The sequence below is a fragment of the Psychromonas hadalis ATCC BAA-638 genome (assembly GCF_000420245.1).
In the GTDB taxonomy this organism is placed as follows: Bacteria; Pseudomonadota; Gammaproteobacteria; order Enterobacterales; family Psychromonadaceae; genus Psychromonas; species Psychromonas hadalis.
Map to the genome: position 1 here is coordinate 1 of NZ_ATUO01000038.1, position 17101 is coordinate 17101.

Annotated in this window: 14 protein-coding genes; all 14 read right to left on the reverse strand. The window is 41.0% G+C overall.

Annotated features, from left to right (window positions below):
* Window positions 1-322 precede the first annotated feature (322 nt).
* Window positions 323-2155, reverse strand: coding sequence for a glutamine--fructose-6-phosphate transaminase (isomerizing) (gene glmS, locus G322_RS0106700; RefSeq protein WP_022941041.1), 1833 nt, complete (start codon window positions 2153-2155; stop codon window positions 323-325).
* A 138-nt stretch (window positions 2156-2293) separates the two neighbouring features.
* Window positions 2294-3043 (reverse strand): P-loop NTPase family protein, encoded by a 750-nt coding sequence (locus G322_RS0106705; protein ID WP_022941042.1) that lies wholly within the window; start codon window positions 3041-3043, stop codon window positions 2294-2296.
* A gap of 26 nt (window positions 3044-3069) precedes the next feature.
* Entirely contained in the window at window positions 3070-5190 is a 2121-nt protein-coding gene (locus G322_RS0106710) for an SLBB domain-containing protein (RefSeq protein WP_022941043.1), read from the reverse strand.
* Window positions 5187-6023: an OmpA family protein gene (locus G322_RS0106715; protein WP_022941044.1), complete on the reverse strand. Its 837-nt coding sequence runs from the start codon at window positions 6021-6023 to the stop codon at window positions 5187-5189. The genes G322_RS0106710 and G322_RS0106715 overlap by 4 nt, the downstream gene beginning before the upstream one ends.
* Complete coding sequence (locus tag G322_RS0106720) at window positions 6011-6352, reverse strand: STAS domain-containing protein (RefSeq protein WP_022941045.1); 342 nt, start codon at window positions 6350-6352, stop codon at window positions 6011-6013. The genes G322_RS0106715 and G322_RS0106720 overlap by 13 nt, the downstream gene beginning before the upstream one ends.
* Window positions 6353-6516: 164 nt before the next feature.
* On the reverse strand, window positions 6517-7491 hold the full coding sequence (locus G322_RS0106725) for an endonuclease/exonuclease/phosphatase family protein (RefSeq protein WP_022941046.1): 975 nt from the start codon (window positions 7489-7491) through the stop codon (window positions 6517-6519).
* Window positions 7484-8155, reverse strand: a complete 672-nt coding sequence (locus tag G322_RS0106730; RefSeq protein WP_022941047.1) for a sugar transferase — start codon at window positions 8153-8155, stop codon at window positions 7484-7486. The genes G322_RS0106725 and G322_RS0106730 overlap by 8 nt, the downstream gene beginning before the upstream one ends.
* Window positions 8156-8207: 52 nt before the next feature.
* Window positions 8208-9389 (reverse strand): glycosyltransferase family 2 protein, encoded by a 1182-nt coding sequence (locus tag G322_RS0106735; RefSeq protein ID WP_022941048.1) that lies wholly within the window; start codon window positions 9387-9389, stop codon window positions 8208-8210.
* Window positions 9382-10482 (reverse strand): glycosyltransferase, encoded by a 1101-nt coding sequence (locus G322_RS0106740; RefSeq protein WP_022941049.1) that lies wholly within the window; start codon window positions 10480-10482, stop codon window positions 9382-9384. The genes G322_RS0106735 and G322_RS0106740 overlap by 8 nt, the downstream gene beginning before the upstream one ends.
* The gene (locus G322_RS0106745; protein ID WP_022941050.1) at window positions 10479-11930 is read right to left on the reverse strand and encodes a GumC family protein; all 1452 of its coding nucleotides are present in this window, start codon (window positions 11928-11930) and stop codon (window positions 10479-10481) included. Before G322_RS0106745 ends, G322_RS0106740 begins: the two co-directional genes overlap by 4 nt.
* On the reverse strand, window positions 11927-13081 hold the full coding sequence (locus tag G322_RS0106750; protein ID WP_022941051.1) for a glycosyltransferase: 1155 nt from the start codon (window positions 13079-13081) through the stop codon (window positions 11927-11929). The genes G322_RS0106745 and G322_RS0106750 overlap by 4 nt, the downstream gene beginning before the upstream one ends.
* 1 nt (window position 13082) lies before the next feature.
* Window positions 13083-13817, reverse strand: a complete 735-nt coding sequence (locus G322_RS0106755; RefSeq protein ID WP_022941052.1) for an acyltransferase — start codon at window positions 13815-13817, stop codon at window positions 13083-13085.
* Window positions 13818-14269: 452 nt separating this feature from the next.
* On the reverse strand, window positions 14270-15676 hold the full coding sequence (locus G322_RS0106760) for an O-antigen ligase family protein (RefSeq protein WP_022941053.1): 1407 nt from the start codon (window positions 15674-15676) through the stop codon (window positions 14270-14272).
* Entirely contained in the window at window positions 15673-17097 is a 1425-nt protein-coding gene (locus G322_RS0106765) for a lipopolysaccharide biosynthesis protein (RefSeq protein WP_022941054.1), read from the reverse strand. Before G322_RS0106765 ends, G322_RS0106760 begins: the two co-directional genes overlap by 4 nt.
* Window positions 17098-17101 lie beyond the last annotated feature (4 nt).

Sequence of the window (17101 nt, forward strand, 5' to 3'; positions counted from 1 at the left end):
ATTGAGTAATAGCTAGCTATTGCGATTGAATGCAACGTCGCTATTTATTATTTTAACCAACAAGATAGATCAGATACTTATGCGGATTGGTATAAAATAATGAGCTTCTACAAAAGCGTTGCTTATCCAGAATTCAGGTTAACTAATAAGGCCCTTAATAAAAACAGCTGTGCTGCTCTATGATGCTATTTTGTTGGGCGAAATGAACGGAGATAATTCCAACACACTCCGCCCATCCCGATCAAAACTCATTGAGATAAACCTATTGCAAAGAACCAATTCCTCATAATGGTCATCAATTTCTGATTATAAAAGCCAGCCACTATTCTACGGTGACGGCTTTGGCTAAGTTTCTTGGCTGATCCACATCTGTGCCTTTAATTAATGCCACATGATAAGCGAGTAACTGCATCGGCACCGTGTAAAAAATAGGGGCTGTGATCTCATTGACCTTAGGCATACGGATGATTTTCATGTTGTGTGCAGCTTCAAAGCCAGATTTTTGTTCTGAAAACACATACAACAATCCTCCTCTTGCTCGGACTTCTTCAATATTTGATTTTAATTTTTCTAATAGATCATTGCCGGGTGCGATCACGACCACTGGCATATCCGCATCAATCAATGCTAATGGGCCATGCTTTAATTCACCCGCTGCATAGGCTTCTGCATGGATATAAGAGATCTCTTTCAGTTTCAAGGCCGCTTCCACGGCAATAGGATAAAATTCGCCACGGCCTAAAAACAGCGTATGCTGCTTATCAGCAAAATCAGTGGCTAATGCTTTAATGTCTTTATCAAGCGCCAGTGCTTGTTCAATTTGCTCGGGTAACGCATGTAAGGCCTGCACAATCTCTTTTTCTTTGGCTTTGCTAATACGCTTTTGTTGTTTTGCTAGTGCCGTGACTAACATTAATAACGTGGCCAGCTGTGTAGTAAATGCTTTTGTGGAGGCAACGCCAATTTCAGCTCCCGCACGGGTCATGAATGCAAAGTCAGATTCCCGCACTAATGATGAGCCCGCTACATTGCACACTGTCATCACTCCCATATAGCCACATTTTTTAGCCAAGCGCAGGGCTGCTAAGGTATCCGCTGTTTCTCCTGATTGTGAAATGGTAATTAATAAGCTATTGGGGCGAGTCACAAACTTACGGTAGCGAAACTCAGAAGCGATCTCTACATCACAGCTGATACCTGCAATGGATTCAAACCAATAACGCGCGGTCATTCCGGCATTAAAAGAGGTGCCACAAGCAATAATTTGTACATGTTCAACTTTATTGAGGATATCTACCGCATTGACACCAATACTTTCAGTAATAACGGCATCATGGGTTAAACGCCCCTCGAGGGTATTGCGTAATGCAGTGGGTTGTTCAAATACCTCTTTTTGCATGAAATGACGATATTTGCCTTTTTCTCCGGCATCTTGTTGTGCATGTAATTCAATCACAGCACGTTCAACATGTTGGCCACTGGCATCGAAAACATTCACATTATCATAGGTGATTTCAGCGATGTCTCCTTCTTCCAGATACATAAAACGGCGGGTGATATTTAATAGTGCTAACGGATCTGAGGCAATAAAGTTTTCACCTATACCATGGCCAATAACAATTGGGCTACCAGAGCGAGCCACTATAAGTCGCTCTGGATCATTGCTATCCATGGCTACCGCGCCATAGGCGCCTTGTAATTGAGCAGTGGTTTTTTGCACGGCTTCAAGCAAAGATGTTGCGGTTCGTCGCTCCCATTCCACTAAATGTGCAATCACTTCTGTATCGGTTTGTGATACAAAGGTATAACCTCGATCTTGCAATAATGAACGTAATGCTTGATGGTTTTCAATAATGCCATTATGCACAATGGTAATATCGCCAGAAATATGTGGGTGAGAATTTACTTCTGATGGCACTCCATGTGTCGCCCAACGGGTATGGCCGACACCGGTGCCCCCGATTAAATTGGATGTGGCAACTGCATTCGCTAACTCTCTCACTTTGCCGATGCGACGAATTCGCGTGTAATTTTTATGCAGATCAACCACCGCGATGCCTGCGGAATCATATCCACGGTACTCCAAACGGCGTAATCCTTCGACTAAAATGTCGGCGATATTTCTTTGTGCTACTGCTCCTACGATTCCACACATAACGATACTCCTTATTATACTTAGTCACGTTTCATTATTTTTCTGTAAATCAATAATGAAATAAGCTTTAGTTATTTTTAACGGATGATTGTGCTATTTTTATACAGTTTATTAACTTATCTGCATGTTATTAATAAGTTATATTTCCAGCGTCAACAGTCGGTTTTTGTTGATCAAACCGGAAAAATACTTATGTAACCAGTTACAGCGCGAAAATACCCGGTCTATTTCACGCAATAATTCATCTTTTAAACTGGGATTATCACGGTCATTAATAACACTGCCAATAAAGTGTGCTTGGGCATTATTCAATTTAGTGATGGCATTGCTGATTGATGCGACGGGAGTCTTGCCCGCTAACACCATTAAGATGACCGCATCACAGGCCGCTGCTACTCGCTCAGCGGGGATATTATTGGCGTTCATACGATTTAAAGGTGATGTATCAATGATCACTGAATCATACTGGGTTAACCACTGCTCGATAAATAACTCCAATACACCTTCTTTACGTAATTTCATCACACTTTCGCGTTTATTGGGTGCGGTTATACCCGTTAGTACCACCGGATTTTTATCATTAATCGTCAGCGCAGGCGGCACAAATAAGCCGTTATAGCGTCTGTCCATGGTGATTTTTTGTTTGTTATTATGCGTGGCTAATGTGTCCTCTATTGCTAATAACGGAACAAGCGTTGGATGGTATAAGTTAAGATCCACGACTAATACTGAATTGCCTGCGAGTAGTTGTCGTTGCGCTAAGGCTAAGACTAAACTGGTAACACCTTCTCCTGACTCTGCGGCGCAAATAGCAATGGCGCGATGACCCGGTGCAAATGCCTGATAAAATATTTGTTCTATTTCTATATTTTGGTAAGGAATATTCATTTTCAGCACTCCTTTGTTGTGACTCTTTATAACAAGCCAATTAATGCACCTAGCGCGAGTATCTGCACTAAATCTGTTAATCCTTTACGGAATTTTTCATAGCCACTCTCATTACGATAAGGAATATAAATGGTGTCACCCGCGCGTAATACGGGTAAGTCAGCAAAAGAAGCGCTCTCAATAAATTTACTTAAATCAAAGCGACGTGCTTGATCTCGACAGCAAGACATATTCACCACGGTAATATTTTTGATATAAGCATCTTCTTTGGTACCACCCGATTCAGCGAGTAAATCTAATAAGGTCATAGTGTCATCAAAACGGTAGCGACCCGGTCTATTCACCGCGCCTAATACTCGCACTGTGCTTTCTTTCGATTGATCTAACCAAATGCGATCTTTTTCTGGAATATAAATGGTGTCACCGATTTGTACATGGGGTAATAAACTGTCATCGCCGGTCTCAAAATACAGCGCTAAATCTAATTTACTGACTCCTTTTTGTCTGTTATCACGGTGATTAATACGGATATTACGTAAGTCGGCTTTGTCTGTTGGGCCATCAGCTGCCGCTAAAATATCTAAGAAGTTCATCTCGTTAGAGAACATATAACGCCCCGGCGCTCCCACTTGACCAAAAATATAAATTGATTTTTCCGAGGACTGGCGTACCCACTGTGATTTATTGTCTTTAGGATCGATGGGTAATTCGTGGATCATAATGGTGCTACCGGCTCTGATCACCGGTAACGTCGCATCACTTTTTCCTTCTTTTAAAAATGCGTTTAAATCAAAGCTATACGCTTTTGCTTGCGCATTATTTTGTGGTACCACAATCTCGATATTATTGGTGTCAGCTTTAGAGGTTGGGCCACCGACATGGGCTAATAAGTCTAACAATGACATTTCATCTGACCATTCAATACGCCCCGGATGCATGACCGCACCAATCACTCGCACTGCGCGGTTAGGGGTGACTTTTAACCACGATTTTTGATTCATATCGGTTTTTTCAGGGACAAAAATAGCGTCACCTGCGCTAATTGTTGGAGGGGGTGTTTTACTTAATCCTTCGGTATAGGCACTTAAATCAAAAGCAATAATCGTCCCATTGGCTTTAAGTACTCTGATTTGACGTGATTCTGCAAAGCGAGTTGGGCCTCCTGCATTGGCCAGGATATCCATAAAGGTAGCGCCATCTTTGCTCTCAAAAGCACCCGGTTTAGCCACTTCGCCCATGATATAAACCATTTGTGCGCCACTTTTAATCTCATCTTGCTGCTTGGGTACAAAAATAGTGGCCCCTTTTTGGATTGTCGGTAAGTAACTAACATCCCCACTATCCAGATACTTTTTCAAATCAAATAATGCCGGTTTTCCTTCATTAATGACCCTTATTTTTTCGACACCTGCATAACGAGTTACTCCGCCTGAACCCATTAATAAATCCACAATATCAATGCCGTCACGATAAGTGAAACTACCGGGATTATTCACTTCACCAAAAACTTTGATGGCATCCTGATTATTGACAGAATCGCCTGCATTCACCATTTCTGAAGGATTAAATTCAACTTCTACATTGCCGGTGAGTGGTGATGCAGGAATAAACAACGCATCCATTGATTGCAGGATAGGTAATAAACTGATATCACCACTGTCGAGATATTTTTTATAATTAAAAACCGTGATTTTTTTATTACGAATAAGTTGCAGACGATCTAGTTGTGCGCCTGCGCGTAAGCCTCCTGCTGCATAAATGGCACGCTGTACGGATGCATCGTACTGCAAGGTAAATTCTCCCGGCTGCAATACATAACCGCGCACACTAATAATGAGTTGCTTTTTCAATAAATAAACATTCAAATAGTCTAAATCAATAAAGACTTTTTGCAGCTTTTTACGTATTAAAGAGGTGGTCGCAACTAAGGTTAAACCGGCCACTTGTGCAAGGCCGACTTCGGGTAAAATAATGGTGCCTTGACGACTCACTTTAAAAGGGGCTTGCAAACTCTCTTCACCTGGCAGTGATATTTGCAGCAGATCGCCATTGTGTACTAAATAGTCGGCCTCTTGTGCATTAACGAATACAGCGCTTATTATTAAAATGAACATCAGCAAGTAGCGTTTAACGTTTAATAGATTCATTTTGGTATTACCTCTGAAGTAGAATTAATGGTAATTAACTCAATGCTGACACGACGATTAACCAGTCTTGTCTGCGCTTCTCGGCCTATAAATAAAGGGTTCACAGAGCCACTGCCATCAATTTCAATATTGTTTGGATCCAGTCCGAAAATTTGTAAGTAGCGCTCAACTTGTGCTGCTCGTTGCATTGATAATGTTAAGTTATAACTATCACTGCCCGTGGTGTCGGTGTGACCGGTAAGCTTTAAGTAATAATGTGTGTAAGGGCGAAGTATTATCGACACTTCGGCTAATTGACCAATATAGCGAGGATTTAATTCTGCAGAGTCAGTGACAAACTGATTATTGTTATTGAGTAACTGCATGATGTGTTGCATTTTCTTTGCGCTTAATAATTGCTTATCTGTTTGCTCTTTAATTTCAAGTGGTTGTTGCTTAAAAGGCAAGCAACTTTGTTGTTGTTGCACGTAATTAAGGCGACGCTGTAATCTGTCTAACTGATCCCGTTGAATAATCAGATCATTAGCCGCATCCCCCTCTAACCCCCCTTGCAATTCACGTATGATACGCGCTTCTCGGATCTGACTAATACGCACAGCCGCAGGAAAACAAACCTGTGCACCTGCCAGGATTAAGGACTCCAAATGGCGCCGACTCATTTGTGATTCAAAGTGTAATGCATTTTCCAAACCCACTCGGTGATCCGGCATATCACTGTATTGGTGCTCAGCAAACCCGCCGTGGCCTTTGGGCGTTGAGCTAGTGCACCCACCCAGAGTTGCAAGGCTAATGCATAGCAGTGCACAGGTTAAGGAAGCACTTACAGCATACATGATAAAACTGCCTGATCTTGGCCACTATTTAATGGGATAGCCGAATCAATGCGTAATAACGTCATTAATTCATGGGGTTGACCCTGTACACCAATAATACCCATACTACGTTGTTGCTCTTTAAGGCGTTTAAAAAGAAATACGATGGCGCCAATGCCCGAGGAATCAATAAAACTGATACCACTGAGATCTAGCACGATATGGCTTTGATGCTGTTTGGTAATGGCTTCTAAAGCTGGGCGGATTTTACTACAGCCGTTGGCATCCATTTCACCGCTTAAGAAAATCAACAATTTATTATTTTTGGCATTAACTTGTTTAATATTCATAATATCTATCCTTTTTGTAGAAGATAGATAAAATGTTGCAGGCTTTAAGCCAAGTTTTTGTTTTAAGTTAAATCAATGTGTTACATGTTTTTTTTGGTTTTAATTACATGTAACATTGATTAATTCGCAAAATGCAAATCCATTTGCAACGCGAGAATTGCAATTCAAGGAATTGCTAAGGTTGTTTTAATTAACAGATGATCTGAGCCGGGCATCATTTGTAACTGCTTATTGATAACCGCTATGTGCTGGCTAACCAGGCAATGGTCAACATAAGCACTGAGTATGGGCCAAAAAACATGATACTGGTGATAAGACCAACTGGGTATATAACCAAAACCGGCTGCACTGTTTTTGAGTAATGTAGCTTGTTGTAAACGAGAAAAAGCGGGGGTCCAGTGACTACTATTAAAATCTCCAATAATAATTTTATTATTTAACAGAGAGTTGTTAACCAGTTGAGCAAGGTCATCGAAGGCCTTATTACGTTGTTGCCATAATATTTTAGAACGAGGTGAAGCAGGATGAATGGCATATATTTGCACGGGTATTTGTTGTTTGGGACTTTGTATAATGACTTCTAAAATATGTGTTTTGGCAGTCGTTAATACGTGACTATGACTTTCAATAATGGGCCAACGTGAAAATATAAGTAAACCAGAAGGGCTTGCATTGAGTGGTTCAAGGCCGAATGAATAGGGATAATATTGAGATAAGATATTAATATCTTGTTTATCTGATGCCTCTTGCAATACTAGGATATCAAAATCTGGATCACCAAATTGAGGTAATAATTCATTTAAATACGGATTGCTGTAACTGATATTAAATTGTGCAATGGTTAAGGTTTGTTTATCTAAAAAAGGGCTATGTTGTGGTTGATATAATAAGAACCACTGCTGATAAATAATTGTCATAGATAACACAGTAATAGAGAGATACCTAAAGCGTAACTTAAAAGCGATATTAATTATAATTAATAAAATAGCACACAGTGACCATTGCCATTGTAAGTTTGCGAGGTTATCTACCCACCACAGTTCAACCGCGAACAGTGGTAATAATAACAGTGCCAAGACTAAGAGCTGAATACTATAAATGCAGACGTTTAATACCGTTTTAGCACGCAATTTAACCATTACATTTAACCACCGTAAGCACCGTTTTTATTAAGATACTTAGATCTGTTTTTAACCAATTTCCCGGGTTTGTTATCGCCAGAGAATAGGCGTGATCGAAGGCTAATTTTTGGCCAATATTGTTGACACTGTCTAAATAGCTTTGTTTGGTTTGTGCCAAACCGGTTATACCCGGTAATACGTGATAGGTGCGCTCGCTAAAAAAGGGCATTTTCTTTTCAATTTCTGATGTTAACTCAGGCCGTTCAGGACGCGGCCCAATTAATGACATATCACCACGAATAATATTAACAAACTGTGGTACTTCATCGAGCCGCGTTTTACGTAGGAATCGACCAACAGGGGTAATGCGAGGATCTCCTTTTACCGCTAATAATGCTTTGCCTGCTTTTTCTGCATCTGTGTGCATACTTCTAAATTTTATAATGGTGAATAATTTATCTTGCCCTGAGCGCGTTTGTAAATAAAAGACGGGACCTTTGCTATCGACTTTAATGGCAATGGCCACGCAGACCAATACTGGCGAGAGTATGACTAAGGCACACAGTGAGAATATAAGGTCAAAGCCACGTTTGCCATATTTAACAATCGGGTGAATGTAACTATTACTGGTTATATGTCGAATTTCACTATCTTCAATAGTCTGAGAAAAATATGTCATCATAAACCTCTCTTAAATTAATTTTGGTCTAACACATGCTATTAATTTGTTATGTTTACTTCACTTTTGTCCAACGCATATCATCAAGACGTAAAAGGTAATGCATTGTGCCGATCAGTCCTGCAATATGCCCCCCGACTAAATAACCTAATAAACGACTTACTTTATTACTGTTTTTAGGTTTTATCAGTAATTGCCAACTTGCAAGGCTATATAAAACAATCTGTAATATGGCAAGAACTAAAAATAGCAGTAAACTCTGCGCAAGTAGCAAACTGCCTAACAAGCTAAAAATCATTAAAAATGGCATGAATACCCGTAATGCTTTACCGGAAAAAAAGGCAAAAGCAATGCCTTTATAACGTGGTGATAACAATCCTTTAAGGCGGATTAATTGCTGAAGGTTACCGGCTGCTATACGACGTCGACGTTGCTGATCTTGGTTATCACTGGCTTTTTCTAACTCCACCGAATGAATGCTGTTTTCATAATCTGCACGGTATCCTGCCAGCACAATTTTCATGGGTAAAATAAAGTCATCGTTGATGGTATCGGTAGCAAGTGGTTCAAATAGCGCGCGACGAAAAACATAGAAAGCGCCATGTGCGCCTAATGTTGAACCTAATGCAGCCTCAGTTAATTTAATTTGACTTTGATAATCCCAATAGGCTTTTTCGCCTGCTGAGCCAGGTGTTAATAAATGATAATGGCCGTTTAATACGCCTATTTTAGGATCTTTAAATCGTTCAGCTGCAATCATTAATGCATCAATTGAAATCAGCGCGGAGGTATCAGTTAAGGCAACCAAATCACAGGTTAGTGTGGCTAATAAGGTATTGAGGATGGCAACTTTACCTCTGTTTTTAGAGAAATTAACGATTTTTATATGTAGATCTGCACACTCTGGCTCCTGCGCAGTCGCTAGCGCAATGTCATAAGTTTGGTCTGTGCAACCATCACAACCCACCAATACGTGTAAATGTTCACTGGGATAGTCTAATGCGGCAACATTGCGGATTTTTTCTGCTATCCATTGCGCTTCATTGTAAGCGGGAATAACCAGGGTTATATCAGGTAAGTGAGTATCGGCACTCGAGTTGCAATACTGGCGTGGCTTGATGTAGCAGTCATCATGGTGAGCTTGGTTAAGTAGTTTGAGCAACAGTGGATATCCTAGATGATGGTAAAGTACCAATAGGCCACTTAATAGGGTGAGTATGATAATTGTATTATTCATGACAAACTCCGTTAGTCGTTAAAGGGCGACGTAAAGAGACATAAGCTGAGACCATGCTTTGCACGTTTGCATGTTGCTGCACATATAAACGTGGGCTGGTTTCCGTCGGATTATTGATCATATCCAGTAATACCGAGGCCATCGCATCACAATCTTCAGCTTTCACTAAACGACCACTACTGGGGCTGAGTGTTTCTTTGGATGCGCCGACATCGGTTACTAAGGTCGCCACATCACAAGATTGCGCTTCTAATGAAGACAGTGGGAAACCTTCATTTAATGAAGGAAGACAAAATATATTTAAGGATTGATAAAAAACCGCCATCTGATCAAGGTGCCCTAAAAAATGCACGCGCTCCTGCAAACAAAGACAAGAGACAAGGCGGCGTAGCTCGGGTTCACAGCTACCCGAGCCTGCAAAAACAACATGAACACTTAATGGTAGCCGGCTTAAAGCGTGAATTAACACATGTTGGCCTTTGACCGTTTCCATACGGCCACTGCAACCAATCATCAAGTTGTTTTGAGGAAGATTCAATGTGGCCCGAGCCATCACCCGATTGCCCGGAGTAAAATAATCAGTATCAATACCATTATTAATAATATTGATACTTTGTTTGCAATGTAGGTGTTGCTGCATATGATTCGCGACCGTTTTAGCATCCGCAACTAAAATAGGTTGTACACATTTAATGACTATTCGTTGTAACAGACGACGTTTTAAATTACTTAAGTGCCAGGCATCATGCTCAGTATGAATACGGTGTTTGACCCCTGCTAAACGCGCTGCAATACCGGCGTATAATAAAGGGCCAATATGGTGGGTATGCACGGCATAGACATTTTTCTGTTTGATGAGGCGCATCAGTTGGTAGATTAATTTTCCTTGCCAGCCCGGTTTTTTGCCGAGAAAGATAAGTTGCTCTTTAAATTCTGCCAGCTTTGGCCAAGTCGCTAACGCTTGCTGATAGTTACCCTCAAGACTGACAATTAATGTGTGTTCATTGAGTGGTGCAAAATGCGTTAAATCTAGGGCAATGCTTTCAATACCACCGGGACGCAAATGTTGCACAACTTGTAAAATTGTTTTCATGAAAAATCTCCTTCATTCGCGGATAAAACAACATAAGGAATACGTGTTAACACCGGAGCTTCGCTAAGTGCTTGTAACTGAATACGACGATAGATTGAGGTGTCGCTCAATTCTTGGATAATAGCGAGGCCACAACCCAGCACTATTCCACCTACTAAGCCACTGATTATAAATAGTATTAATGGGTTGTTAGAGGGGGCCGAAGGGGTAAACGGGCTATCGATAATTTTAATACGTTTGTCTTGCTCAAAAATACTTAACGATGCGGTGATATTGGCTTTTTCAAAACGTAATAAAATATCATCATAAAGATCGCGTTTTATCGCCACACTTCGTTGTAATTTTGATAGTTCACTGGCATTAGCTCCGTAACTTGATAGTTGTCGCGCCAGTAAGTTAATCATCACACGTAAGCTTTTTATCTCTTCCTGCAATCCTGCTACCTTACCGCTGGTTTGTTGCATTGTTTCTAATTGTGAAATCAGCAGTGGTTGTTTTTTAGGATCACTACTCATTTGGTAATTACTACCAATCGCCCAAAGCTTATCAATACTGATAGTCTCATTGGGATTACCTAACAGTTGTTGTCTTTCTAATTCTAAACGTTGTAGTTTTTTATCTGCACTGATCACTTTGCTGTGATGCTCAGTGTAACGTGAACGTAATATCGCTAACTCACCTTGCAAGCGGATAATTTTCTGTTCAATTAAGCCTAAGACTGGGTTCGTTTTTGATAATTGTTGATTGATACTGCCTAAGCTGCGTGTTGCCCCCGCCATCTCTGCTTGTTTTTCTGCTAGACGCTGTTTCAGGTGTGATAAACGGTTAACATTAGTGATATATAACTCAGGTAACTCTTCTGCATATTTATCTTTAAAGGTGGCCATTGCCATTTCTGCTTTATTTAAATCTACTTGTCGGCTTTTAAGGTGTTGCTCTAAAAATATACTCGAGTCCCTCATCGATGAACGCTCTGGGGCTAATACCTGCTCAATAAAGTGAGCACTGACTACCTCTAGCATTGATTTCATACCTTTTGATGTCGATGAGCGATAATCAATGCGGATCAAATCTTTACCCACCATATTGATGGTCAGTGCGTTAGACAGCTGACTAATAATTTGATCGTGTTGTTGTGGGCTGGTGGTACTGTTAATTAATCCTTGGTCAATCGCGACGGAACCCAAAATATGACGGCTATGTAATAAAATTTTCAGTGAGTTAATGCGTTCTTTGAGCATCGCAGAAACGGCTAAATCTTCTAAAAAAGGGTTTAGTTTGGCTGTTTCTTGTAACAACATACTGGTATGCGAAGTGTAATTTTTAGGGCTGAGCACACTCATTAATATTGAAAATATGGGCAATATGACAATGGGGATCATGATGGTATAACGGCGTCGCCATGCCCCTGCTAATATGTAGTAAAATTGGAAATAGAGATTATTCATAGTTTTTCCAACCAGTTAGATAATTGTTGCGCACGTACTTTCCAACTTTTATGCTCAACCACACTGCGTAATGCACCAGAAAAATCCGGTAAGTATTGTAGGTATTGACTATTGATTAACGCTTCGACCATGGCATTACTGTTATTAGCAATTTGTACTAAACCGCGATAAGCCTCTATTGCGGGAAAATAGGTACAAACAATAGGGCGACCCGCAGCTAAATACTCTTTCATTTTTAAGGGGTTGCAGGAACGAATTTGCGCATTATCTGTAAAGGGTAATAATGATACTGTCCAATGCTGGCTATAACTCGGTAACAGGTGATGGGGGCGTTCACCTAAAAATGTGACGTTTTCTAATTGACTAATCGCACTAATATTGACCATGACTTTACCGATAAATACAAAATGCCAATGTGGTAGTTTTTTAATGCATGCGCCTAATAAGTCTAAATCCAACCACTGTGAAATGCTGCCGTAAAAACCCGCAATAGGACGTCCATCATTGGGTAAATCTTTGGCACGTATTGCCGGTTCTGCAAAGAGTTGATAATCCACGCCGTGGGTTAATAATCGGGTACGCTCGCTGGGGAAATGTGCTAACAAGGTGGTACTGGCAACAATAATTAAATCCGCTTTTTGACTCAGCTCCTGCTCACGTAAGACAACGGTATGGTGATCAACACCTGCTAATCCTGAAAAATCATCACCACAATAATAAACAAGTCCGGACTCGCCTAAATAACCTGAAAAATCCACCGCCGTCGGCAGTGAAGTCCACAGCAAAGGCGACGTTAAGTGTGCTTTTTTGATAATCGGTTTAATTTGTAATAACAATAAATGACGTGCCACAAAACGTGAAAAGCGACTGCGTGGCGCTGGAATAGTACGTGGGTTAATCAGATAGAAGTGATTATTGTTGGTCTGTTGCTGTGGATAACCTTGCGCCGTGTTGACTTGAGGTTGTTTATTGCGTGCGCTTAATTTAAACCACAGGCGTTTGACATCATGCCAGCTAAAGCTAGGTTGACGTAAGCCAATAGAGTTGATCCACACCACTTTACGTGTGGCAGTAAGCTGCTTAATTAAATGCTGGGTGCTACTGGGCAACCCTTGCCAGTCTTCGCCGAAAACGATCAGATCATGATACATATTATTGATCCTCCGTCTGATGTGTGCCGAGAGTGCGTATCACTTTTGCGGGTATACCTGCGGCTAATACCATCGCGGGAAGATCATGGGTGACCACACTGCCTGCCGCGATAATACTGCCTTGGCCAATACGTACACCGGCCATGACTGAAACCCCTGTTGCTAGCCACACATCATCTTCTAAAATGATGTCTCCCACTTGCTCATCTAATTCAGGTAAACCAAGGGCACGATCATTGGCATCGAATGGATGACCCGGGTAACCCGCTAAGAGCGCACGTCCTGCAATACGCACGTTATTGCCTAAAATAACTTTATTACCCACGGCAATGGTGGTCATCCAACCGATATCTACATTGTTGCCTACGGTTAAACGGGGTATTACCTTCGCAGTGCAACGCCCTGAAAAAGTCGTCTGCCCAGACACTCGGCAGTTATCACCTAAACTTATTTGAATCGGACCGCTGATATAAGGCAAGCCACCATATAAGTTGAGGAATTTACCCACGCTCTGCAGCCGACCTTTAAATAAGGGGGTCCAACAGAAAATACGCATCATAGTCGCGAACAAATTACGAAACACAACAAACAGTGCATAGCAGCAACGTAATACAAATTTTGGTGCGGGTAATTCAAGATGCAATATTGCTTTGAGCTGCTTAAATAGATATTTTGCAATGGGATTAGGACTGGTTTTAAGCCATATTTTGCTTTGGTTTAATGTGAATGTTTTCATAAATAGCCATGCTCCATTGTCGAATGTGGTTATTAACCAGGTTTTCTTGATACTTATAGAGAGTTTATTGCAGAGAATGCGCCAACTTTTACTGTGTTTAAAATCAATGTGTTGAGTGTTGTGTGGAGAAGTGCTTATCGATAATATTAGTAAATTGCAAAAATAGTTCGCAAATTGCAAAATAAGACAAAGATTATGACGTTTAGTGAGAGGTTTTAGTAAAGTGGGAAAATGTGTCTTACCCCACTGGGTAGTGGTTATTACCCATGCGACTAAAATAGAGAGAGGCTAGGTGAAAATTTGGCTGAAATAACAGAAAAAATGCCAGTTTTATATTTTTAAAATTAATTGATTAGTGTGGTTGCTAGGAACTGGTTTTTTCTCAGAAAGGTGTGTTTCATACACACCGTGTAATATGTCTGAAACGACAACTTTATTTTAAAATAAATTGATTAGTGTTTTTTACTCGGGGGTGGGATTTCTTTAGGAAGGTGTGTTGTGCACCACTGGGCAATGGCGATCACCAATGCGGCTAAAATATAGAGTGGCCAAGTGAAACCTTGGGTGAGAAAGGTGGCGGAGACGATGGTGCCAATTAAGCCAGCAAATACTGCTTGCGCAGCGCCGTAAACGGCAGGTGTGACCATTGATAGGTGCGCTTCAATGCGCCTTAAACTGGTGATGGCACTTTTGATTAACAGTACAATACAAGCCACAAATATACTCAGGCCTAAAAAACCTGTCTCAGCAAGTACCCCAAACCAAGTGCTGTGCACCGCATGATTCAAACCATCCCAATGTGAGCTGTAATAATAATAATTTGCATAAAAATTATTGAGACCAACGCCACTAAAAGGATTATGTAACGCCATGCCAAACGCCGCTTCCCAAGCGTATAAACGGCCCATTGCAGACGCATCGATACCGGCTTCGGTGGCGCCTCCAGACGCGCGCTCGGAGATCCCGGCAAATACAAATAAAATGATGGCGGCGAAAACGATCAAAGTGAAAAATAGTGTCTTAGAATGGATTTTCCGATAACCAAAGACGGCAAAAATACTTAGCATTCCTAATAATCCGCCGCGACTTTGTGTCGCGATGATGGCCAGAAATAACACCACAACACTGCTCACGGCGAGCACTTTATTAAACCAGCCCACATTTTTGGTAAACAGCAAACTACAGGCAAAAGCCACGGGAAACATTAATACTAAGGCTAAATCATTCGGATCGCCGAGGACCGAACCAAATTCACGGCCAATAGTGACCCGTGTACCTTCGACTAAACCAATCGCATTCATCTGATTAGAGAGAGCAACCAGCCCCACTAACATGCCAAATAGGGTGATCAAACGACAGGCTAATGCAAAATCTTTTTCACAGCGCGATAACCATGCAACGGCGTAGGTCATAATGATGATTTTCCAATAAATAATTTTGAAATATTCTATCGCGACCGGGCGATTACTGGCTAATAGCACACCCACAAAAACCAGCACAAAAAAGGCGCTTAACATACTTAATTCGGGGCGCCAGTATACTTGTACTTGACGTGATATTAAGGTATGCCAAAACAGTGCACCTAATGAAGCCAAGGACAATAAAAGCGGAATTTTAAAGTTATATATCAGAGGGAAAACTTCATGAATGCGAAAAAACGAGAAGATAATAAACAATAAAATGAATAAAAACGGGAAGCGTAAAACCACTAAAATCGCGATAGGTAACAAGCAAATGGTCATCACAATCACTGGATGGGGGAGTATTGACCACAAGGCGCTAATTACTATGCAGACAACCGCGCAACTTAACACCGGGAAAAGCAATGACGGGGTTGGGTGTACCTGACGTTCAATCATAGTGTCACACTTGCGCGCGCGTAATAAGGTAAACGAAATAGGTTTAAATAATGCGCACTAAAGAGCATATTCACCATACTCGCAATGACGATTAATAGCAGGCTAAATAGGCCTTCTATTTGTGTACCTACAAATATCCACAGGGCGCCGATTAAGGTAAATATTAATAAACTAAAGATGGGGTAATTTAATGTTAGATAATACTGGCTGATGTTATAAAACAGTAACAAACGGACTGATTGGGCAATTAACAATGCGCTAATTAAACCCCAGACTTGATAAAGAGGGGTAAGCCAAAACATAATAAGCAGACCAATACTGGCGCCAATGATATTTATTAGTAATTGGCTATTGGTGGTATTACCATGGAAGCAGCCGATATTAAACAGTTCAACTAACTCTTTTAAGAGCATAATAAATACTAACGCGACAACATATAAACTGGCTTGATGATAATTATCCGGTAACAATAAAATGATCAGTGTTGGCGAGACGAGAGCCACAAAAACGGCAATGCTGAGTGCTAAGCAACTGCCCATTGCAATCACCTTAGCAACTTGTTGTTTGCCGTTAATACCTTTTAATACTTCGAAGCGTCGCGGTGACCACCACATGCCAAAAGGTTGTAATAACAGTACCGTTGCCAACGCAAATTTGGCTGCAATGCTAAACACCGCAACATCAATTAACGAGGTATAATCGGCTAATACCCAGCGATCTAAGCCATTTAAAACAAAAGCCACGATGCCACTGCCCACAATCGGTAAGCTATAGATTAAGGAACGATAGCTGGTGGTACGACTGAAATGTAAACCGGTATCTTTAATTTGCCAGCTACCTAATATTAACGCCTGCAAGGTCGCCGCGATTAATCCTGCTTCTAAAATACCCGCCACACCACGGTCAAAAAATAAAAATGTGGCGACTAATAAGGCCTGTAATAATGCCCGGCCACTACTAATAAAGAAGAAAAAACCCGCTTTATTCTGCATTCTTAACCAGCCAAGCGGTATCGCGATACAGCCCTCTAACGCGAGCATCAATAACACTAAACGTACTTCATAAATACTCGGTTGACCGGGAATGAATTTGCTCAGCCCAGTGGCAATAAACCACGCAAAAAATAATGCCAGTAAACCAATGAATAAGGTTAAGGTAAATATTTCAGAGGTGATCAGTCGCTGCTGTTGTTTATTTTTAGCGGGGCCTGCAAAGCGAAATAAGGTATCTTCAAGGCCCATTCCCACAATAATGCTACCGATAATAGCTAAAGTGCTAATCACTTCAAGTCGACCAAATTCATTGGCACTCAAGTGATGTGCGATAAACGGGAGCAATAATAATGACACACCTTTCATTAATGCAATACTTGCGCCGTATAAACAACTTTGTTTAATGCTGTTTTTAATTTTAAATTTCATGGTG